This is a genomic window from Burkholderia sp. Leaf177 (assembly GCF_001424345.1).
Taxonomy (GTDB): domain Bacteria; phylum Pseudomonadota; class Gammaproteobacteria; order Burkholderiales; family Burkholderiaceae; genus Caballeronia.
In genome coordinates, this window is the sequence record NZ_LMPF01000001.1 from 536,933 (window position 1) to 559,050 (window position 22,118).

At 61.1% G+C, this 22,118-nt stretch carries 15 protein-coding genes; 7 read left to right on the forward strand and 8 right to left on the reverse strand.

Annotation, left to right across the window (positions count from 1 at the left end; genetic code table 11):
• Positions 1-262: 262 nt before the first annotated feature.
• Positions 263-916: a uracil phosphoribosyltransferase gene (upp, locus tag ASG35_RS02450; protein ID WP_056352410.1), complete on the reverse strand. Its 654-nt coding sequence runs from the start codon at positions 914-916 to the stop codon at positions 263-265.
• Between the two features lie 340 nt (positions 917-1,256).
• Between upp and ASG35_RS02455 the strand changes: the two genes are divergently transcribed.
• From ASG35_RS02455 to kdpE, 5 genes are all read left to right on the forward strand, one after another.
• On the forward strand, positions 1,257-2,036 hold the full coding sequence (locus ASG35_RS02455) for an SDR family oxidoreductase (protein ID WP_056352930.1): 780 nt from the start codon (positions 1,257-1,259) through the stop codon (positions 2,034-2,036).
• Between the two features lie 35 nt (positions 2,037-2,071).
• Positions 2,072-2,464 (forward strand): methylglyoxal synthase, encoded by a 393-nt coding sequence (locus ASG35_RS02460; RefSeq protein WP_156392958.1) that lies wholly within the window; start codon positions 2,072-2,074, stop codon positions 2,462-2,464.
• A 45-nt stretch (positions 2,465-2,509) separates the two neighbouring features.
• Positions 2,510-3,484 (forward strand): quinone oxidoreductase family protein, encoded by a 975-nt coding sequence (locus ASG35_RS02465; RefSeq protein WP_056352414.1) that lies wholly within the window; start codon positions 2,510-2,512, stop codon positions 3,482-3,484.
• A gap of 259 nt (positions 3,485-3,743) precedes the next feature.
• On the forward strand, positions 3,744-6,575 hold the full coding sequence (locus tag ASG35_RS02470; protein WP_056352415.1) for a DUF4118 domain-containing protein: 2,832 nt from the start codon (positions 3,744-3,746) through the stop codon (positions 6,573-6,575).
• Complete coding sequence (gene kdpE / locus ASG35_RS02475; protein WP_056352417.1) at positions 6,572-7,270, forward strand: two-component system response regulator KdpE; 699 nt, start codon at positions 6,572-6,574, stop codon at positions 7,268-7,270. The genes ASG35_RS02470 and kdpE overlap by 4 nt, the downstream gene beginning before the upstream one ends.
• On the opposite strand, the gene ASG35_RS02480 is transcribed toward kdpE, so the two are convergent.
• The 6 genes from ASG35_RS02480 to ASG35_RS02510 form a co-directional block, all read right to left on the reverse strand.
• Positions 7,246-7,902 (reverse strand): SDR family oxidoreductase, encoded by a 657-nt coding sequence (locus ASG35_RS02480; RefSeq protein ID WP_056352419.1) that lies wholly within the window; start codon positions 7,900-7,902, stop codon positions 7,246-7,248. The two genes, kdpE and ASG35_RS02480, sit on opposite strands and share 25 nt — an antisense overlap.
• Before the next feature lie 84 nt (positions 7,903-7,986).
• Positions 7,987-11,295: an efflux RND transporter permease subunit gene (locus ASG35_RS02485; RefSeq protein WP_056352420.1), complete on the reverse strand. Its 3,309-nt coding sequence runs from the start codon at positions 11,293-11,295 to the stop codon at positions 7,987-7,989.
• Positions 11,296-11,299: 4 nt separating this feature from the next.
• Positions 11,300-14,419, reverse strand: coding sequence for an MdtB/MuxB family multidrug efflux RND transporter permease subunit (locus ASG35_RS02490; protein WP_056352421.1), 3,120 nt, complete (start codon positions 14,417-14,419; stop codon positions 11,300-11,302).
• A gap of 33 nt (positions 14,420-14,452) precedes the next feature.
• Positions 14,453-15,820, reverse strand: coding sequence for an MdtA/MuxA family multidrug efflux RND transporter periplasmic adaptor subunit (locus tag ASG35_RS02495; RefSeq protein ID WP_056352422.1), 1,368 nt, complete (start codon positions 15,818-15,820; stop codon positions 14,453-14,455).
• 488 nt (positions 15,821-16,308) lie between these two features.
• On the reverse strand, positions 16,309-17,139 hold the full coding sequence (locus tag ASG35_RS02505) for an IclR family transcriptional regulator (RefSeq protein WP_056352427.1): 831 nt from the start codon (positions 17,137-17,139) through the stop codon (positions 16,309-16,311).
• A 576-nt stretch (positions 17,140-17,715) separates the two neighbouring features.
• Positions 17,716-18,021, reverse strand: coding sequence for a hypothetical protein (locus ASG35_RS02510; protein WP_056352429.1), 306 nt, complete (start codon positions 18,019-18,021; stop codon positions 17,716-17,718).
• A gap of 282 nt (positions 18,022-18,303) precedes the next feature.
• Here ASG35_RS02510 and ASG35_RS02515 point away from each other — a divergent pair, with 282 nt between their 5' ends.
• A complete protein-coding gene (locus tag ASG35_RS02515; RefSeq protein ID WP_235527422.1) occupies positions 18,304-18,807 on the forward strand; it encodes a hypothetical protein in 504 nt (167 codons plus the stop codon).
• A 127-nt stretch (positions 18,808-18,934) separates the two neighbouring features.
• On the forward strand, positions 18,935-21,511 hold the full coding sequence (locus tag ASG35_RS02520) for a mechanosensitive ion channel family protein (RefSeq protein WP_082508188.1): 2,577 nt from the start codon (positions 18,935-18,937) through the stop codon (positions 21,509-21,511).
• A 4-nt stretch (positions 21,512-21,515) separates the two neighbouring features.
• On the opposite strand, the gene ASG35_RS02525 is transcribed toward ASG35_RS02520, so the two are convergent.
• Positions 21,516-22,064 (reverse strand): cysteine dioxygenase family protein, encoded by a 549-nt coding sequence (locus ASG35_RS02525; RefSeq protein ID WP_056352932.1) that lies wholly within the window; start codon positions 22,062-22,064, stop codon positions 21,516-21,518.
• Between the last annotated feature and the right edge of the window lie 54 nt (positions 22,065-22,118).

Here is a 22,118-nt window from a genome sequence, read left to right on the forward strand (position 1 = left end):
GCCGTCAGTTTCGCCGCCAATTCGCTGCTTTATGAAGCTTTCTCGCCCAGCTTTTCAAGCCGGCGGCGCGTTATGTCGCGTTGCCTACCTGGCAGGGCTTGGCCGGGAGTACGGATTTTCCGCGGTCCCGTGCGGGCCTTTCGCCCACGCATCGCGCCGTAGCGTGCATTTGGCGGACCCGAATTTTATCATGGCGCGACCGTCCGGCAGGCTTGGCCCTACGTCGGCATTGCGATTAACCGCGTGTCTGCCGCGCTTCCCGTCAGTTTTTGGTTCCGAACAACCGGTCGCCGGCGTCGCCCAGACCCGGGACAATGTACGCGTGCTCGTTCAGATGTGAATCGAGCGATGCAACGTACAGCTTCACGTCGGGATGGGCATCGGAGAAAACCTTCACACCTTCGGGCGCCGCGACCAGCGCCACGAAGATGATGTTCTCGCCTAAAACCTTGCGCCGCTTCATGACGTCGACCGCGTGCACGGCCGAGTAGCCGGTCGCGAGCATGGGATCGCACAAGATGAACACGCGCTCTTCCAGGTCGGGGGGCAGGCGCACGAGGTACTCGACCGGCCGGTGATCTTCCGCCCGATACACCCCGATATGACCCACACGCGCCGACGGAATCAGGTCCAGCAGTCCGTCCGACATGCCTATGCCCGCGCGCAGCACAGGCACGATAGCGAGCTTCTTGCCGGCGATGACAGGCGCGTCGATGGTGACGAGCGGCGTCTCGACACGCTTCGTGGTCAACGTCAGGTTGCGTGTGATCTCATAGCCCATCAGCAGCGTGATTTCGCGCAGCAATTCGCGGAAGGTGCGTGTGGACGTGTCCTTGTCCCGCATGTGAGTCAGCTTGTGCTGGATCAGCGGGTGGTTGAGGATGAAAAGATTTGGAAAGCGGCTGTCCTGGTTCATGGTGTTCGCGCGGTTGCCGCGGCATTAAATGTGGATTCGGGTCGTGCTTGGGTTGCAGGTTGTCAATGCGGCCGCTTTCAAAACCGTGCGTGGCGGGCGGTTTCGATTGCTGAGCTTAAGCAGTGCAGTCAGTTTACCCAAATTGAGGGCGCAAAAAGCGGAGATTGCGTGTCGTTGGCCAACCGGTCTATTGCGCGGCCGACGTCCGATCCCTCATTCTTCTAGAATTGCATCACGCGTTTCCAATGCGTGATTGCGAGCCGGCATTCGGCATGACATCGAAAACCTCGCTTCGACGGCGCAACCGGGCCCAAGCGCAGGCAACTACACAGGGACAGCAATGGACATGGGAATCAAGGGGCGCACGGCGCTCGTGTGCGCGGCCAGCAAGGGTCTGGGACGGGGTTGCGCGGAAGCGCTGGCCGCCGAAGGCGTCGACCTCGTGATCGTGGCACGCACGGCTGGGCCGCTGGAGGCTACAGCCGAGCACATCCGCCAGACTTACGGCGTGAACGTGACGGCGGTGGCTTGCGACATCACATCGCCTGAAGGACACGCCGCGGCGCTGGCGGCGTGCCCGGCGCCTGACATTCTCGTGAACAACGCCGGCGGGCCGCCGCCGGGAGACTTCCGCCAATTTTCCCGCGATGACTGGATCAACGCGCTCGACTCGAACATGCTCACGCCGATCGAGCTGATCAAGCAGACGCTCGACGGCATGATCGAACGCGGGTTCGGCCGGATCGTGAACATTACAAGTTCGTCGGTGAAGGCGCCTATCGACGTGCTGGGTTTGTCGAACGGGGCGCGCTCGGGGCTGACCGGGTTTATCGCGGGATTGTCGCGAAAGGTTGCAGCAAGCGGCGTCACGATCAATAACCTGCTGCCAGGTTCCTTCGATACCGACCGGCTCGTCACCACGTTCGCAGCCGACGCGAAGGCGAACAACATCAGCGTGGAAGAAGCCAAGAAGCGCCGCATGGGCAAGCTGCCCGCCGGCCGCTTCGGCACGCCCGAAGAGTTCGGCAAGGCGTGCGCCTATTTGTGCAGCGTGCATGCGGGCTACATCACGGGACAGAACCTGCTGATCGACGGCGGCGCCTATCCGGGCACGTACTGATTCCGGACCAGCAATAAATCACACCGGAGAGATATCTGATGAACCCACGCGTCGCGTTGATCGCGCACGACATGAAAAAGGATGACATCGTGGCGCTGGCCGGCGAGTTTGCGGCGACGCTCGCGCAGTGCCGGCTGCTGGCGACCGGCACCACCGGCGCGCGTATTGCCGCGGCCCACGGACTGGAGGTGGAGCGCAAGCTTTCCGGGCCATTCGGCGGCGATCTGCAAATCGGTGCTGAATTGGCGGAGGGCCGGGTAGACCTGGTGATCTTCCTGCGCGATCCCATGACGCCGCAGCCCCATGAGCCGGACATCAACGCTTTGGTTCGCGCCTGCGACGTCCATAACGTCGCGTGCGCCACGAACCTTGCAACGGCGCGCATGATCCTGGACGACCTCAAGCTCCGGCTTGGCCGATCCGCATAGTTTGCTGTTCATTGGCGCGTGAGCGCCCGAAACACGGAGACAACAGTGACAAAAGCAATTCGATTCGAAAAAACAGGTGGCCCTGAAGTACTCAAATGGGTCGATGTGGATGTCGGCGCGCCGGGCAAGGGCGAGATTCGCGTAAAGCATCACGCTGTGGGCCTGAACTATATCGACGTGTATTTTCGTACCGGGCTTTACCCCATGCCGCTGCCTGGCGGGATTGGAATGGAAGCGGCCGGCGAGGTGACCGCGGTCGGCGAGGGCGTGACCGGGTTCAAAGTAGGGGACCGGGTGGCCTATGCTTCGCGGCCGCCCGGCGCTTATGCCGAGGAACGCGTCATGTCCACGCAATATGTGGTGAGCCTGCCCGATGCCATCAGCTACGAAGACGCTGCCTCCGTGATGCTGCAGGGTCTGACCGCGCAATATCTATTACGCAGGACGTATCGCGTGAAAGCGGGCGATACCGTGCTGATTCATGCGGCGGCTGGTGGCGTGGGCATGCTGGCTTGCCAGTGGGCCAAGGCGCTGGGTGCAACGGTGATCGGTACGGTCGGTTCGGATGAGAAGGCCGCGCTCGCCAAGGCGCATGGCTGCGATCATCCGATCGTCTATACGCGCGAAGACTTTACCAAGCGCGTGCGCGAAATCACGAATGGCGCGGGCGTCCCCGTGGTCTACGATTCGATCGGCCGCGACACCTACACGGCGTCGCTGGATTGCCTCGCGCCGCTCGGCATGTTCGTGAGTTTTGGCAACACGTCGGGTCCGTTGCCGCCCATCGATTCATCGGAATTCGCGGGGCGAGGTTCACTTTATTTCACCCGCCCGACGTTGTTCAGTTATATCGCCAAGCGCAGCGATCTCGAACAGATGGCAACCGAGCTCTTCGACGTGCTGACAACGGGACAGGTCAAGACAAGCGTACGGCAACGTTATCCGCTGGCGGACGCAGCGAAGGCTCACGAAGACCTCGAAGCACGTCGCACGACCGGATCCACGATCTTGCAGCCTTGAAGAACTGCCGCAACGTGTCACCAAGGCGGCGCGGTTCGGACTGACCTGCGCCGTCTTTTGTCTTTACACCATTTTTATGCGGGGATACGGACCTTTGACCCGGTCTTTACGCCGACACGCTTAATGTTCGAGCCATCGTATATTGCCCGCTACCCATGTGTAGAAAATTACACGTTTTAGACCAAACGGCGGAGGATACAAGTCAGCCTCGGTTGAGCATACTGGGACAGCTTCATATAACGATCCTGAACGCCAGAACATGAACCGCCCAAACCCAGACGAGCTGCTGGACAAGCTGCAAAGAGAAGAAGAAAAGCGTCATCGCGGACGGCTGAAGATTTTCTTTGGCGCGTCGGCAGGCGTTGGGAAGACCTATGCCATGCTGCTCGCCGCAAAGCGGCGCAAGGAGCAGGGCGACGACGTTGTCATCGGCATCGTAGAAACGCATGGCCGCGCCGATACCGCTGCGTTGACCGAAGACATTGAACAATTGCCGCTCGCGCAGATTGCGTACAGAGGTCACGCGTTGCGAGACTTCGATCTCGACGCCGCCTTGCTGCGTCGTCCGCAACTCCTTCTGGTCGATGAACTCGCGCATTCCAACGTTCCCGGCGCCCGCCATCTGAAACGCTGGCAGGACGTGCATGAGCTGCTGGGCGCGGGTATCGATGTCTACACAACGGTGAACGTTCAGCATCTGGAGAGCTTGAATGACATCGTGGGGCAGATCACTCAAATTCGCGTGTTCGAGACGGTGCCCGACCGCGTGCTGGACCAAGCCGACGAAGTAACGCTCGTCGACCTGCCGCCCGAAGAACTGCTGGAGCGGTTGCGCGACGGCAAGGTTTATATGCCGCAGCAGGCGGAGCACGCTGTACGCAATTTCTTTCGCAAGGGCAACCTGATTGCGCTGCGGGAACTGGCGCTGCGGCGCACGGCAGATCGCGTCGATGCCCAGATGCGTGAGTATCGGGCTGACCGTTCCATCGAGCGAATCTGGCAAGCGCGTGATCGGCTGGTGGTCTGCATAGGGCCGGGACCCGAAGCGCCCACGCTCGTTCGCGCGGCGGCGCGGCTTGCTGCAAGTCTGCGTTCGGACTGGATCGCGGTGTACGTCGAAACGCCACGCCTGCAAAAACTGTCCGATGCCCGTCGCGAGCGCACGCTGAGCGCGCTCAAGCTGGCAGCCGAACTTGGCGCGGAGACGGTCACGCTGGCCGGCGCGGATGCCGTTGCCACGTTGATTGGGTATGCGCAGGCTCGCAATGCATCGAAGCTCGTTGCTGGAGCATCAGCGCGGCACGGTCTTGATCGATGGGTAAAGCGGCCGTTCGGCGAACGGCTGGCCGAACGCGCCGGAGACCTGGACCTCACGCTGATTCGCGCGCGCGAAGGCGAGAAAGGCTCGGCTCATGCGGCGGCCGAAGAAAGTGGTGGACCCGACTGGCGCGACGCGCTGAGTAGTGCGCGCGAGCAACGCTCGGCGCCGCGCGGTTATGTGTACGCGGTGGCCATCTGCGCGGTCATTACCGTGCTTGCCAGCCAGATTCGCGACCGCTTCGATCTCGTTAATCTCGTGATGTTGTATCTGGTCGGTGTGATCTACACGGCAGCACGGATCGGGCGTGGTCCGGGCGTGCTTCTGTCGTTTCTGAGCGTGGCTGCTTTCGACTTTTTCTTCGTGCCGCCGCGCATGTCGTTGTCCGTAACCGACACACAATACTTGCTGACCTTCACCGGCATGTTGCTGACTTCGCTTGTCATCAGTCACCTGACGTCGAGTCTGCGGCGCGAGGCGCGGGTTGCATCGAAACGCGAACGCCGTACGGGCGCCATGTATGCCATGGCTGGCGAACTCGGCGCGGCGCTCGCGACCGAGCAGATCGTGGGTATCGGCATGCGGCATGTGAGTGAAGTGTTTCGCGCCAAGGTCGCGATCCTGCTGCCCGATTCCACCGATAAAGTTCGCCAGAAACTCGACCCGTCGGAACCGTCGGCCGAGGCCTGGTTGCTGAAGGAAAGCGTGCTCGATCTCGATGTCGGCCAATGGGTCTATGACCAGCAGAAGCCAGCCGGCCGGGGAACGGACACGCTGCCCGCCGCCGCTGCGCTTTATTTGCCGTTGAAGGCGCCAATGCGCACGCGCGGCGTGCTTGCAGTGACCACACGCAATGCCAGTGAACTCGATGTGCCCGAGCAAAAACGAATGCTCGATGCATTCGCCGCGCAGATCGCGCTCGCGCTGGAACGTGTGCATTACGTGGATATCGCGCGGGATGCGCTCGTCAGCATGGAGTCGGAGCGCCTGCGCAATTCGCTGCTGTCCGCGATCTCGCATGATCTGCGCACACCGCTTACGACTATCGTCGGCTTTGCGTCCATGCTGGCCGAAGCCCATGGCGACGCGCGTTCACCGGCAAATGCCGAGTTGATATCGGCTATTCACGACGAATCGCTGCGCATGACGAGCATCGTCACGAATCTGCTCGATATGGCGAGGTTGCAGGCTGGCGGCTTGCGCCTGAACCTGCAATGGTCGCTGCTCGAAGAAACGGTCGGGGCTGCGCTTCGTGCATGCCGGCGCGTGCTGGACGGCCGTCCGGTCGAAGTCCGGTTGCCCGCCGATCTGCCATTCCTTCAACTCGATGCCGTGCTGATGGAGCGACTCTTCTCGAACTTGCTGGAAAACGCCGCGAAATATACGCCGCCGGGTTCGAAGCTCGTGATCGGCGCCGAGACCATTAGCGCGGGCGGCGAACCATTCGTACGCGTATATATCGACGATAACGGTCCCGGTCTGCCGGCGAACATGGAAGACCGCGTGTTCGAGAAGTTCACGCGTGGAGAGAAAGAGTCGGCGAAGCCGGGTATCGGCCTCGGGCTCTCGATTTGCCGCGCGATCGTGGAGGCGCACGGCGGTACGATCGGCGCGAATAACCGCCTGAACGCGGCCGCCCCGGATGCGAAAATAGAAGGCGCGCGCTTCTGGTTCACGCTGCCCGTCGAGCCACCGCCGCCTGTCCCGTCTTTTTCCGATGAAGCCGAACAGGACTTCGCCGATTTCCCTCCGTCCGACCCGAAAAGCTCATGAGCGAACCTACATTGACTGTCGTGCTGATCGAGGACGAAAAGCAGATTCGCCGCTTTGTGCGTGCGTCGCTCGAGGCTGAAGGCATCGTTGTGCATGAAGCCGAAACGGGCAAGCAAGGGCTGGTTGAAGCGGCTACGCGCAAACCTGATCTGCTGATCGTGGATCTCGGTTTGCCGGATACGGATGGACTCGACGTAATACGCGAGCTGAGAAGCTGGACTGAATTGCCGGTGATCGTTTTGTCGGCGCGCACGCAAGAGGAAGAGAAGGTTGCGGCGCTCGATGCGGGCGCCGACGATTACCTGACCAAACCCTTCGGTGTATCGGAATTGATGGCGCGGATTCGCGCGCATTTGCGCCGGCGGAATCAGGCGGCATCGAGTGAGTCGCCGTTGGTGAAATTCGGTGAAGTTTCCATCGATCTCGGCCTGCGTCAGGTCACGCGAGCGGGCGCGCCCGTGCATCTGACGCCGATCGAATACCGGCTGCTTTCAACGCTCGTGCGGCACGCTGGCCGGGTGCTGACGCATCGACAGTTATTGCGCGAAGTGTGGGGGCCTTCTCACGTGGAAAGCCACCACTATCTGCGCATCTACATGGCGCATCTGCGGCAAAAACTCGAACGCGACGCAGCTCAGCCGGAACACATCGTGACCGAGACGGGCGTGGGTTATCGGCTGGTCGGCGCGGTTTGAACGATGTCGAGCGCGGCATTAATTGGCGTGTCGCCGCCGACAAACCCGATTACCTCGTCACGCACGTCGCGGGTAATGCACGCTACCGCAACGCGCGCCACGTCGTCTCGTGAAACTGGCAAGGTGCTTGCGTCGCGATCGGTCGCGAGGCCGATCGTGCCGCGGCCGGTTTCATCGGACAGCGCACCGGGTCGCAAGATCACATACGGAACGCCGCTTGCCTGAACGTAATCGTCGGCTTCGCGTTTCATCTTCGAGTAGTGCTTGAGCTGGAGCGTGCTGGATTCCGGCCAGTACGCCGAGATCGCGCTGATGACCACAAGCTGTTGCGTGCGGCGGCGTTTGGCGTAATCGGCCGTGCGCTGAACGGCGTCGCGATCGATCGCGCGCTCTTCGTTCACGCCCTCGCTCTCCGCCGATCCCGCAGCGTAGATCACGTGCGTGATGTCGTCGAACGCGTGGGAAAAATCGTGTGTCAGGTCGCCCAGGACGATCTGCGCGCCAAGCGCCGCGAACTCACCGCGTTGTGCCGATTTGCGCAGCAATACCTTGAAGGGAAGGGAGGCGGCGCGCAGTTGCCGGGCAACGTGACGGCCGGTACGGCCACTCGCGCCGATAAGCAGGACTTTCATCGCTGAAACGCTCCTTCTATGGTGGACAGAAGGAAACGTTAAGCCATTTCCGCAAAATCTGCTGGCGGCGTCGTGTTACTTCGTTTACTCCGTCACGCTCGCCGGTCTTTGCGGGTCGCGGCGAGCGCGGCGGTTTTCCGACCAGATCCGCACGCGGTCCATATAAAGGTACACAACCGGCGTGGTGTAAAGCGTCAGCAACTGGCTCACGATCAACCCGCCCACAATTGCAATCCCGAGCGGCGCGCGCATCTCGGATCCTTCGCCAGTTCCGAACGCAAGCGGCAACGCGCCGAGCAACGCGGCGGCGGTCGTCATCATGATCGGCCGGAAGCGCAGCAAGCAGGCTTCCTCGATTGCCGCGCGCGAAGTCGAAGCCCCGTGCCGCTGCGCCTGAATCGCGAAATCGACCATCATGATGGCGTTTTTCTTCACAATCCCGATCAGCAGAATCACGCCAATCAACGCAATGATGCTGAATTCAGTGCGAAATAACAGCAGCGCAAGCAATGCGCCGATACCCGCCGAAGGCAGCGTGGAAAGAATGGTGATCGGGTGAATATAGCTTTCGTACAAGATCCCCAACACGATATAAACCGCCGCGAGCGCCGCCAGGATCAGGATAGGCTGGTCCTTGGTCGAATCCTGGAACTGCTGCGCCGTGCCTGCAAAACTGCCGCGAACCGTGGCCGGCACGCCGATGGTCGCCATCGTCTCGTAAATGGCGGCGGTGGCGTCGGAAAGCGACTTGCCGGGGGGCAGGTTGAACGAAATCGTCGATGCCACGAACTGGCTCTGGTGATTCACCGAAAGCGGCGTGTTGCCCGGCCCGAACTTGGCGATGGACGAGAGCGGGATCATGGTTTCCTTCGACGTCGACACGGCCGCGCCCGAAGACGAACTCGATTTGCCGCTTGCCGCAATCGCGTTGGTTGCACTGTTGCGAATGGATGCAAGCGCGAGCGCGCTGTTGACGCTCGTCGAGGCATCGGCGGCGGTTGTCACGCTGGTCGCGGCGGAAGACGACGTGGTGGTCGTCGCGTTCGTCGATGCCGCGCCGTTCGCCGATCCGCCCGACGTGCTGATGTAGATCTGCCTGAGCATTTCCGGGTCTTGCCAGTACTTCGGCGCGAGTTCCATCACCACGTGATACTGGCTCAGCTCGTTATAAATGGTCGATACCTGTCGCTGGCCGAAGGCATCGTAAAGCGTGTTGTCGATCTGCGCCGGTTTGATGCCATAACGCGCGGCGGTCGCGCGGTCGAACGTGACGAACGATTCCAGACCGCCTTGCTGCTGGTCCGAGTTGACGTCGGCGAGTTCGGGGCGGGCGAGCAGGGCATCGGTGAGTTTCGGGCCCCACTTGTAAAGGTCCGCGGTGGAATCCGCGAGCAACGTGAATTGGTATTGCGCGTTCGATTGCCGGCCACCCGAGCGGATGTCCTGAACGGCTTGCAGGAAAGTGCGTGCGCCCGCCACGTTCGATAACGCCGGCCGCAGGCGCTGGATCACGGCATCGGCGGAAACCTTGCGCTCTTTCTTGGGTTTCAGCGAGATGAACATGAAACCCGAATTCGTCTGCCGGCCGCCGGTGAAACCCGCGACGCTTTCCACGGCGGGATCGGCTTGCACGATTTTCATCATGTCCGAAAACTTGCCCTTCATGGCCTGGAAGGACGTGCTCTGGTCAGCCTGGATTCCGCCGACGATCCGCCCGGTATCCTGCTGCGGAAAAAATCCCTTCGGCACGATGATGTACAAATAAACGTTCAACCCGACCGTCGCGATCAGCACCAGCAAGACGATTCTCGGATGCGCGAGCGCCACGCCGAGCGTGCGGCCATAACCGCGTTGCATGGTATCGAACTGACGTTCGAGCCAGCGCGAAAAACGGCCGGGCGGTTTCTGGTTGTGCGGTTCCTGCAAGAGCCGCGCGCACATCATGGGCGTGACCGTCAGCGACACAACCAGCGAAACAGCGATTGCGAGCGACAGCGTCAGCGCGAATTCCCGGAACAGCCGCCCGACAATGCCGCCCATCAGCAGGATTGGCAGGAACACGGCGACAAGCGAGATGCTCATCGAAAGCACCGTGAAGCCCACTTCCTGCGCGCCAAGAATGGCGGCTTTCATGCGCGGCACGCCGTTTTCTATATGCCGCGAAATGTTTTCGAGCACCACGATGGCGTCATCGACCACGAAGCCGGTCGCGATGGTCAACGCCATCAGCGAGAGGTTGTCGAGCGAGAACCCGAGCAAATACATGGCCGCGAACGTGCCGATGATCGATATGGGCACGGCCACGCTCGGAATCAGCGTCGCGCGCCAGTTCCGCAGAAACAGGAAGACGACCATCACGACCAGCGCCACTGCAATGATCAGCGTGGCTTCCGTGTCGTGCAGCGAGGAGCGGATCGTGATCGAGCGGTCGGCGGTCGGCGTGATCTCGATGTCGGCGGGAAGCGCAGCCTGCAGTTGCGGGACCATGGCTTTCACGCGGTCGATGGTATCGATAATGTTCGCGCCCGGTTGCCGGTACAGGATCACGAGCACCGCGCGCTTGCCGTTGATCAAGCCGAGATTGCGCAGGTCTTCGACCGAATCGACCACTTCGCCTACATCGCTCAGATGCACGGCCGCGCCGTTTCGATAAGCCACCACGAGGTCGCGGTACTGCGCCGCTTTCGTGGCCTGGTCGTTGGTGTAGAGCTGGAAGTGCGTGCCGTTGAACTCGATTGCGCCCTTCGGACTGTTCGCATTCGCCGATGCCAGCGCAGCGCGCACGTCTTCCAGGCCAATGCCGTAGTGAAACAGCGCGCCCGGTTCGAGTTCCACGCGCACGGCTGGATTCGCTGAGCCGCTGACATCGACTTCGCCGACGCCGGGTACCGTCGACAATGTTTGTTGCAACACCGTCGCCGCGGAATCGTAGAGCGAACCGGCCGTGCGGGTGGGCGAGGACAGCGCAAGAATCAGGATAGGCGCGTCGGCCGGATTGACCTTGTGATACGTCGGATTGCTTCTGAGCGACGTGGGCAAGTCGGCGCGCGCCGCATTGATGGCGGCCTGCACGTCGCGGGCGGCGCCATCGATGTCACGGTTCAGGCCGAATTGCAACGTGATCCGCGCGGAGCCGACCGAGCTTTGCGACGTCATTTCGGTGACATCCGCGATCGAACCAAGGTGGCGTTCCAGCGGACTTGCCACGCTGGTCGCCACCGTCTCCGGACTCGCGCCCGGCAAGCTCGCCTGCACCGAGATGGTCGGGAAATCGACTTGCGGCAAAGGCGCGACCGGCAACTTCGTGAACGCGAACAAACCTGCCAGCGCAATGCCGATCGCCAGCAGCGTAGTGGCGACCGGGCGCGCGATGAACGGTTGCGACAGGTTCATGCGCTTACTCCACTTCCGCCGCGGGGCGGGGCGGCGCGTTCCGGTTGAAACGCGCGCGCACGCGTCGGCCGAGCGAGTCGAAGCCGAGATAGATCACCGGCGTGGTGAAGAGCGTGAGCGCCTGCGACACGATCAAACCGCCGACAATCGCGATCCCCAAAGGTCTTCTTAGCTCCGACCCCGCGCCCCAGCCGAGCATCAGCGGCAACGCGCCGAGAAGCGCGGCCATGGTCGTCATCAAGATGGGCCGGAAGCGCAGCAAACACGCCTGATAAATGGCGTCGCGCGGCGTCTTGCCTTGCTCGCGCTCGGCCTCCAGCGCGAAGTCGATCATCATGATGGCGTTCTTCTTCACAATCCCGATCAGCAACACAATGCCGATGATCCCGATGATGTCGAGATCGTGCCCGGTGATCATCAGCGAAAGCAGCGCGCCGACACCGGCGGAAGGCAGCGTGGAAAGAATCGTGATCGGATGGATGAAGCTCTCGTACAGCACGCCCAGCACGATATACATGGTGACGATCGCGGCGAGGATCAGGAACAGCTCGTTGGAAAGCGACGCCTGGAATGCGAGCGCAGCGCCCTGGAAGCGGATCTGGAACGACGCCGGCAGATTGATGTCCTGCTTCGCCTGATCGATGGCCTTCACCGCCGCGCCGAGTGACGCGCCCGGCGCGAGGTTGAACGACACCGTGGTCGCCGGGAACTGACCGAGGTGCGTGACGAGAAGCGGCGCAGCGCGTTCATGGAACGTCGCGATCGCAGACAGCGGCACTTGCCCGTTCGACGCCGTTGATGACGGCAGGTAAATGCCGCTCAGGATTTCGCTGTAGTGCGCGTCGGTCGGCTCGTTTTCCAGGATCACGCGGTACTGGTTCGACTGCGTGAAGATGGTCGAGATGATGCGCTGGCCGAAGGCATCGTAAAGGGCGTTGTCGACGGTTGCCGGCGTGATGCCGAAACGCGCCGCCGTCGCGCGGTCGATTTCCACGTACACCGATTGCCCGTTCTGCTGCAGGTCGGTGGCGACATCGGCGAGTTCCGGCGATTGCTGCAAACGCGCGGTGAGCTTCGGCACCCATTCGGCGAACTCGGCCGAGTTGGGATCGGTCAGCATGAACTGATATTGCGTCGGGCTGACGGTGGAATCGATGGTCAGATCCTGCACCGGCTGCATGTAAAGCCGAATGCCGGGAATGTTCGCGACGTCCTGCTGCAGGTTGCGGATCACGTCGCTCGACGTGCTGCTGCGGTCGTCGCGCGGTTTCAGGTTGATCAGCATCCGGCCGCTGTTCAGCGTGATGTTGGTCCCGTCCACGCCGATGAACGACGTCAGGCTTTCGACGTCCGGATTCTTGAGGATCTGCGCGGCGAGCGCTTGTTGCTGCTGAGCCACTGCCTGGTACGAAGCCGCTTGCGGCGCTTGCGTGATCGCCTGTATCACGCCCGTGTCCTGGATCGGGAAAAATCCCTTCGGAATCCATATGTAGAGGAGGGCGGTGAACACTAGCGTAAGCAACGCGACAACCAGCGTGGAACGCTGCCGGTCGAGCACCCACGTCAACGCAACGGCGTAACGCCCGATCACGTAATCGATGAATTGATGCGCCCGTGCCGAGAAACGGTGCGTCTCGGTTGGCGGCGTATGGCGCAGCAGCTTTGCGCACAACATGGGCACGAGCGTGAGCGACACAATTGCCGAAATCACGATGGTCACCGCCAGCGTGATCGCGAACTCGTGGAACAAACGGCCGACGACATCGCCCATGAAAAGCAAAGGGATCAGCACGGCGATCAGGGAAACCGTCAGCGAGATGATCGTGAAGCCGATCTGCTTCGAGCCTTTCAGCGCGGCTTCGAGCGGCGCTTCGCCTTCTTCCACGTACCGCGCAATGTTCTCGATCATGACGATGGCGTCATCGACCACGAAGCCGGTCGCGATGGTCAACGCCATCAGCGAGAGGTTGTCGAGCGAGAAACCGCACAGGTACATGACGGCGAGCGTGCCGATCAACGAGACCGGCACGGACAAGCTTGGAATCAGCGTGGCCCAGACGTTCGCGAGAAACAGATAGATCACGAGCACGACCAGCACCACGGAAAGCGCGAGTTCGAACTGAACGTCGCGCACGGACGCGCGAATGGTCGTGGTGCGATCCGTGACGATGCGTACATCGAGCGCGGCAGGCAGCGCCGCCTGCAATTGCGGCAAGATCTTCTTGATCCCGTCGACGACGGCAATCACGTTCGCGCCCGGCTGGCGCTGCACGTTCAGGATGATGGCGGGCGTGTTGTCCACCCACGCGCCGAGCTTGGTGTTTTCCGGACCCGAGACCACGGTCGCGACGTCCGTCAACATCACGGGCCGGCCGTTCCTGTACGCGATGACCGCGCTTTGGTACGCGTTGGCATCGGTCAATTGGTCATTCGCGTTGATCGTGTAGGCGCGCGAAGGGCCGTCGAAATTACCCTTCGGCGTGTTGACGTTCAGGTTCGAAATGGTCGTGCGCAAGTCATCGATATTTAATCCGTACGACGCCAGCGCGCGCGTATTGGCCTGGATTCGCACGGCCGGCCGATTGCCGCCGCTGACCGACACGAGGCCCACGCCTGCGACTTGCGAAATCTTTTGCGCAAGACGCGTGTCGGCAAGATCCTGGACCTGCGTAAGCGGCAAGGTCTTCGAGCTGATCGCGAGCGTGATGATCGGGGCGTCGGCGGGATTCACCTTTGCGTAGATCGGCGGCGCGGGCAGGTCGGAGGGCAGCAGATTGCCCGCGGCATTGATGGCGGCCTGCACTTCCTGCTCGGCAATATCGAGCGGCAAGTCGAGACTGAACTGCAGCGTAATGACGGACGCGCCCGCCGAACTCTGCGACGACATCTGGTTGAGGCTGGCCATTTGCCCGAACTGCTTTTCGAGCGGCGCGGTGACCGACGTGGTCATCACATCCGGCGACGCGCCCGGGTAGAACGTCTGCACCTGGATGGTCGGATAGTCGACGGCCGGCAGCGCCGAGAGCGGCAGAAAGCGCAGCGCAACGAGGCCGACCAGCATGATTGCCGCCATCAGCAGCGCCGTGCCGACCGGACGCAGAATAAAGGGACGCGATGGATTCATGCGGTTTCGGTGCGGTTAGGGAGCATCAATGCGTTATTGCGGCTGCGGGCGATGACGGCCACGATGCGCGCCAGAAGCACCGCGCGCGCCTGATGCCGCCGACGCCGCCGCTGCACCCGACGCACCCGAGGCGCCCTTCGGTGCATCGGCGGGAATGGTGATCTTCGCGCCTTCCTTCAGTCGGTCCGAACCGTCGATCACCACGCGTTCGCCCACTTGCAGACCTGTTTTGATGCTCGTGCGCTCACCGTCGACCGGACCGATCTTCACGTTGCGCACCGTCACGGTGTTGTCCGGCTTCACCACATACACGAATGCCCCCGATGAACCGTTGAGCACCGCGGGCGTTGGAACGATGGTCGCGTCTTTGATGACATCGACCAGCAGTTTAGTGTTCACGAACTGGTTGGGAAACAGCAGCGCTTCCTTGTTGTCGAAGGTCGCGCGCAGCTTGACCGTGCCGGTGGTGGTGTCGATCTGGTTATCGACTGTTTCCAGATATCCGCTTTCCAGCGACGTTGTATTGGCCCGGTCGTAGGCCGTCACCGACATCTTCGAGCCCGCATGAAGCGGCTTCAGGATGGCGGTCAGATTGTCCTCGGAGGTCGTGAAAATCACGCTGATGGGCTGAAGTTGCGTGATGACAACCACGCCGTTCGTGTCGCCGGTCGTGACGTAGTTGCCCGGATCGACCTGTCGCAAGCCGACGCGTCCCGACACCGGCGCCGTGATGCGCGCGTAGTTGAGGTCGAGCTTGTACGTGTCCACGTTCGCCTGATCCGACTTCACAGTTCCTTCGAGCTGCTGAACAAGCGACGCTTGTGTGTCCACCTGCTGGCTCGCGATGGAGTCTTGCGAAAGCAGCACCTTGTAGCGCTGCAGATCGAGCCGCGCGGTCTGCAGCAACGCCTGGTCTTTCGCGAGCGTGCCTTGCGCGTTGCGCAGTGAGATTTCATACGGACGCGGATCGACTTGTGCCAGCAGATCGCCTTTCTTGACCATCTGCCCTTCGCGGAATGCGACTTCCTGCAGCGTGCCGTTGATCTGCGTCTTGACTATCACGGAAGCCAGCGGCGTAACCGTGCCGAGCGAGTTGATGACCACCGGCATTTCGCCCTGCGTGACGGTTGCGACGTGCACCGGTTGCGGCTGCGCGCCCATGCCCGGACCACCGCCGCGCCGGCCGCCTGCCTGACGCGCTTGCTGCGTGTTGTCGGCGGTTCCCCGGTTCCACGGATGCCAGGCGAACAAGCCGATCACGATCAATACCAGCACCACGATCCACAGCAGCTTGCGGCTGCGGGGCCGGGGCGCGGGAGGATGAGGAGTGGAAGCTTGGGAACTGGGCGAACGCATTTCAGTATGAGGCGGTGGCGCTGGGTGTTTTTTTTGTTCGTCCATCGTTTCAGTAGCTCGGTGAGTCGGTGGGCTTGGAAAATATCTTCACGCGGTGTCTTGATGCGCGGGTGCGGGCCTCGCTGAACGTTCGCATTGACGGTTCGAAAGGCGGCCGGAGCTGGCCGATCTTGAAGCCGCGCCGACGCCGCATGTCAGGCCCGGTATGGGCGCGATGGCGCCCGAAGCGGTTGGGCGAAGCGTCAGATGATAGCGTTTAAGCGATGGCCGGGCGCGCGAAGCATGATGCTACGTCCCGCGCTTCCTTGCAGTCCAGTTATCTTTCTTTCGATTGATTACGAGCGTTACACGACTGCGGTTACGCGTTGGAAAGGGAGGAGTGGTGGATTGCGGGCAAGAAGTTTACCGATTCCTGCGAAGGCGCTCGGCAGAGAGTTTATTGAAATAAAAATGAAAGTTTGGCATTAGCCATCGCTCGATGCGAAATGGATGCCGTACCTACGAGAAAGGTGCGGCATCCATTCATGTAGCGCTTATTCGCTCAAGCGTGCAGTCGGCGTACCGCCAATCTCATTCGTGATTTTCACGACACACTCAAGCAGTGCCGGTGCCACTGTTTCGAGCAGCGCTTCCCGGGGTGCCTGATACTCGGCGCCGCCGCAATTCACTGCGTAACGTTGCCCCGACGGCCCGACAAAACCCGCCGCAACAGCGTTCAGCCCGTGATGCCACTCGCCGGTAGAGATGGCGAAACCACGAAGCAAGGCGTCTTCGAGCCCGGGCGTCAAGCCGCTATCGATGCTGGGCCAATCGTCGCCCGACGCCATACGCAGGCTCTCGAGCAAGCTCTCCCGCTCAGCTTGACCAAGTGCGGCCAGATAGGCCCGGCCAACCGCCGTGCGCCCCAGATCCATGCGTGCGCCCACTTCGAGCCGCGATACCAGCACAGCGGAACGTGGCCGGATGGTATCGATGACGACCATATCCAGGCGGTCGCGTACAGCCAGATGAACGCTCAAGGTCGTCCGGTCAGCCAGCTCGATGAGAAACGGCCGCGCACGTGCCCTGATGTCGAAGTTGCGCAGGAATCCATTGCTGAGTTCAAGAACGGAAGCAGTAAGTACGAAGCGCTCACTGTCGGGCAATTGAAATAAAAGGTTGGCGCCAACAAGCGTGGCTGTCAGGCGCGAGATGGTAGGCTTAGGAATTCCTGTCCACTCTGCAAGCTCCCGGTTACTGACAGGAGCATCCGCGGCGGCGATCCGCCTCAGCACGTCCAGCCCTCGCGACAATGCAACGACCTCTTCTCCGTCGCGCCCTTTTTCTTTTTCCCGGCTCGATGGCCGGCTCTCAGTTGTATGCATTTATTTTTCGGAACTTGGTTTCGTTGGGAAGGGCGTTCGCCATCGATCCTCGATACTGACCGACGACGAGCGTCCCGCTTATCGGAATCGTATCAACCAACCGCTATAAGATGCATTTTCTGGACCCGTTTTTGTCATTAAAACTGTGTACCGTACCGTTGGATAGTCGCTCACCCCTCGAAATTTCGCTTGACTCGGTTTCGCATAACGTAAAAAATGGAACCCGATTTCGAAAGTACTGGTTAGAGATGTTTAACATGCTCATCAGTCACTCGATCACCAGCTCTCAGGTTCTAGCACGGCCCTCGGAATGGCTAGAACTTTTAAGGCGCTACGGCAACGTAGCGCCTTTTTTTTGCCCGCGATGCGCTCGCTGCTTCGGACGGGCATGAGATTGATTGCTATACCGCCGACCGCGTAATCCTTACGGCATCCTACTTTTCAAATCGCATCAGCTACATTGCTGCTGTTTAGTTCTTTCTGGTGAACTCCGGAACTCGCAAGTGCTGGCTGTGAGTTCGCGCCAGACGTCGAGCACGAATGTTTAGCGCCCCACATAACTGCACGCGTGCCCCATTAGTGCGCCGAAAACATCTTGCGCGGCTTGAGCAGGCGTGTGCCGCGCCAGGCCCAATAGATTCCCGCTGCCGCGAGTAATGCTGAACTGCTCAGGACCAGGATCGGGGAAATCTGCTGTGGTGATGGCTCACTCGTTGCAATGATCAATGCCGCGAACAGCGCTGCGCCCGCCTGGAGGAAAGCGCGTTTCGCGCGATTGCGATGCCCCGTAAAACGGATGGAACGCGAAACAGGTGCACGCGTGAACGGTTCAAAGAGAATCAGTCCGGCGATCAGGGCGACCAGCAAGTTCATGAGAATCATGACGACACTTCAACGTGGAAACAAGGATGGTCCGCACTATAGGAAGAGCGACTCATGAAATGAATCAGAAGCGTCTGAAAGCCGGTCCGATCATTAACATTTTGGATTGTGGGGTTTGAACCAGACTGGCGCAGATGCGAAAAACCAGGCCGAACGGCTAACGTCGTGTTGTGATCGGAAGACGAAGACCATCGGCGGTTATTATTGTCTGGCATCAGCGGTGGAATTTTCGAATGGACACCGGGCGAGTGCAGCAGACGCGCCGGGCAAGGAAGAAGAGAAATGAACAAGTTGAAAACGAAAGGAATGAACCGGCTCGCAAGCGTGGTCGTCGTGATCGGATTTCTCGCGGCGTGCGAAAAGCAGGATGCAGCGGCAGGGCAGGCCATGGGCGCGCTGAACGGCGTCGCGAGTCAGGCTGGGCAGAAGTTCGATCAGGCCGCGAACTATGTCGGGCAGCACGTCGATTCGGTCAAGCAATCGGCGCAGCAGAACATTCAGTCTGCAGGGACTTTGCCGGATATGTCGGCTAGCGGGGTCGCGGCTACGGCACGAGCTAATCTGGATGGCGCTGCAAGCGCGACGAACGCGGCCATCGCGAACGCAGCAAGCGATACCGGAGCCGGCTTGCAAACCGCCGGACGCAAGCTGCAGGAATGGTCGGCAAGCGGAACGTCGACATCTCAGGGTTCATCGAACGGAGTTCCGGGCACTGGCGCGGCCGGTTCGGGCGCGCCATCCGCCTCGTCCGATCCAGGCAACGCGCGCGCGGACATGGACAAATGAGGGTCGGTAAAGTTGGCCGGCGCGACGGCTTAACAACTACATTTCGTTACGTGCCTGACCGTTTCGTCTAAAGATAATTTCAGGACAGCGGATAAACTGGCGGTCTTTTACATCATTCCATACCGCCATGAAGCCAAGCCGAATCCGGGCGCTCGCTGGCGCGCTGGTATGCGCTGCGATTTTTATCGTAGCCTGCACAGGATTGTCGCTCGATGCTTACGCGGCGCCGCCCGCGCTGGCGTTGCCGTCGTTTCAGGAACTGGTTACCCCGCCAGCCGCGTCCGATGCCACCGCCGTCCCTGCATTTACGACCGGGGCGTCGGATACGCCCGCCAGTCCCGCGACCAACGCAGAGCTGACGCACTCGCTCGATACGGTGATCTCAGCGCTCGATAGCGACCGCCAGCGCACCGCGCTTGTCAGCCAGTTGAAGAAGCTCCGCGACGCCCGGCGCGACGCCGATTCCGGCACGCTGCCGCCGGTGACCGCGAGCGCCGCGGCCGCTGACGTGTCCGCGCCGGAAGCGAGCGCTGCACTCGAGGCATCATCGGCGAGTTCCACAACGGCGGCTTCTTCGGTCGTAGCGGCGATTACGCCGAAGACCGGCCTGTTGGGCGCAATCGCATCGGGTTTAGCGAATATCGAAGCCGATATCAGCCGCGGCCACACGCCGTTCAATTACTGGGGCGGGCGTTTGAACGCCGCCGGCAACGAGTTGTTCACCATCGCTTCGGGCCAGAGCCGCGAATCGTTTGGTCGCAGCCTCCTGAACTATTTCCTCACGCTGGCCGGCTGGGGCGCTTGTGCTTTTCTTCTCGTGTACCTGCAGCGGCGCATTCATGCTCGCTACAAAATTCACTTCGGGTTGCATCCCAATCCGAGCACTCGCGAGTTGCTGATATTCACGCTGCGCAGAGTCGGGCCCTATTTGTTCGCTTTCGTGGCGGCGCTGACTTTCGTGCGGATGATGCCGGTGTCCCTCGGGCGCACGCTCGCGATGGTCACGGCTTACGCGATCGTCGCCGGGGCGATTTTCTCGTCGATCTGCCTGATCATGTTTTCTCTGTTCGGCTCGGCGCATCGGCGAGTGGCGGTGAATGTGCTGATCGTCCATGCGCGCCGTCTGCTGTTTGTAATCGGCACGCTCGGCGCGCTCGGCGATGCCGCCGCCAACTACGATGTGGCTCAGCAGCTCGGTACGAATTTGTCGGCGCTGATTTCGACCATATCGAACATGTGCGCCGCGATCCTGACCGGTTACTTCGCGCTCGCGTTCCAGCGGCCGGTCGCTCACCTGATTCGCAGCCGTTCCTACGAGCAGCGAAGCCGCCACAAGGCCGCGACCGAAACCTTCGAAGTGTTCGGTTCGTTATGGCATTTGCCCATGCTGCTGCTCGTTGCCGTGTCCGTGATCGGGACGCTGGCGGGAATCGGCACGTCGGAAAACGTGTTGCAACTCGATATCGCTAGTGCCGGGTTGCTCGTGATCGGCCTGTTTCTCAGCGCGATCGTGCTGCACGTCACGAAGCTGCCCGAGCGCAAGACGCGACGCCAATCCGCGTATGTCCGACGACTGGTCCGATATTTTGGCCGCTTGCTGGTGCTGTTTATCTGGCTCGGGTTTCTCGAGCTGTGGTCGCATCTCTGGGGTTTTTCGCTCGCCAATCTGGCCGAGGAAAGCGTCGCGGCGCGCGGTATCACGCACGCGGTCAGCGCCATCTTGCTGACCATTTTCATCTCGTGGCTGGTGTGGATCATCATCGATACGGGGATTCAGGAAGCGCTCAATCCCAACGCGCCGCGCGGCAAGGGCCGCGGGCCGAGCATGCGCGCGCGCACCATGCTGCCGCTGATCCGCAACGTGGTGTTCGTGGCATTGCTGACCACCGCAGCCATCGTGACGGCGGCTAATCTCGGCCTGAACGTGACGCCGCTGCTTGCGGGCGCGGGCGTGATCGGATTAGCGGTGGGTTTCGGCGCGCAGTCGCTGGTAGCCGATTTGATTACGGGGCTGTTCATCATCATCGAGGACACGATTTCCGTTGGCGATTCCATCGAAGTCGATGGAGGTCATGCCGGCGTGGTCGAGACGCTGACCATCCGCACCGTGCGCTTGCGCGACGGGCAGGGCGCAATTCACGCCATTCCGTTCTCGCAGATCAAGATTGTGAAAAATCTGTCGCGTGATTTCGCCTATGCCGTGTTCGAGGTGCGGGTGCCGTTCTCGGCCGATGTCGATCAGGTCACGCAAATGATCCGCGAAGTGGGCGCTGAACTCAAAGCCGATTTCCGTTACAGGCGCGAGATGCTCGGGCCTATCGAAGTGTGGGGGCTCGACCGGTTTGACCCCAACTGGATGGTGGTGAAAGGGCAGATCAAGACATTGCCGCTGAAGCAGTGGAGCGTTGCCCGCGCGTTCAACGTCAGGGTCAAACGGAAGATGGACGAGGTCGGAATGGACGTTCCGGTGCCGCAAATGCAATTGCGGGTATCGAAGGAATCGTCGGGCAAGGATGCGCCGTGGGACGATCTCGACCAAGTAAAAGACCCTTTGCCGATGTCACCCGCGTCGCCAGTTGCCCGCAGCGCTGCAGCGGACGCCCGCGATATTTCGCATGAGCCTCAACCCGCGCCGCCAGCAACGGATCAATCAGTGCAGATTCCGCCTCAGATTCCGACGGCATCGGCGCCGGGCAAAGCGTAAACGGTTAGTCGGTTCGCACGATGTCGTTCACGTGCGTCGAGATTTGCGTGCCCGTCACGCCGTAGACATGGATGGAGATCGCGGTTTCTTCCGCTGCGGATGTATTCCCGAGGCAATGGATCGCGCCACGACCGGCGCCCACCACGGAAACCGCGCCGCGAGCGCGCGCATGCTGGCGTGTTTCGACTGCGCGATGTGTATTGGTATCCCAGGAAAACAGCGTTTCGGTCAGCGTTCCTTCAATGACCGTGTAAGCGCACCACGTATGGTGGCCATGTATGGGACTCATCTGACCGGGCCGCCAAATCAGGGCCGCGATGGCGTAACGGCCGAGTGGATCGGCGAACAGCAGATGCCGCGTGTAAGAGTCCGGACAGCTTTCGCGCTGCGCTTTCGATAAAAGCTCAGGTTCATCGGCCAAGCCGGCAAGTGCGTTTCGAACGCCATTCATGAAACCGGGCGATGCCGGGTCGAAGCAGCACGCGGTATCGAGTGCCTGGGTCAACCGGGCAAACGGCAATTCGATGTCAATGGCGTCTTGGAGTAAAGGCATGGCGAGTTCGTGGACGGACAACATTGGCGGCGCGCTGCGTTTTTCGGTACCTCA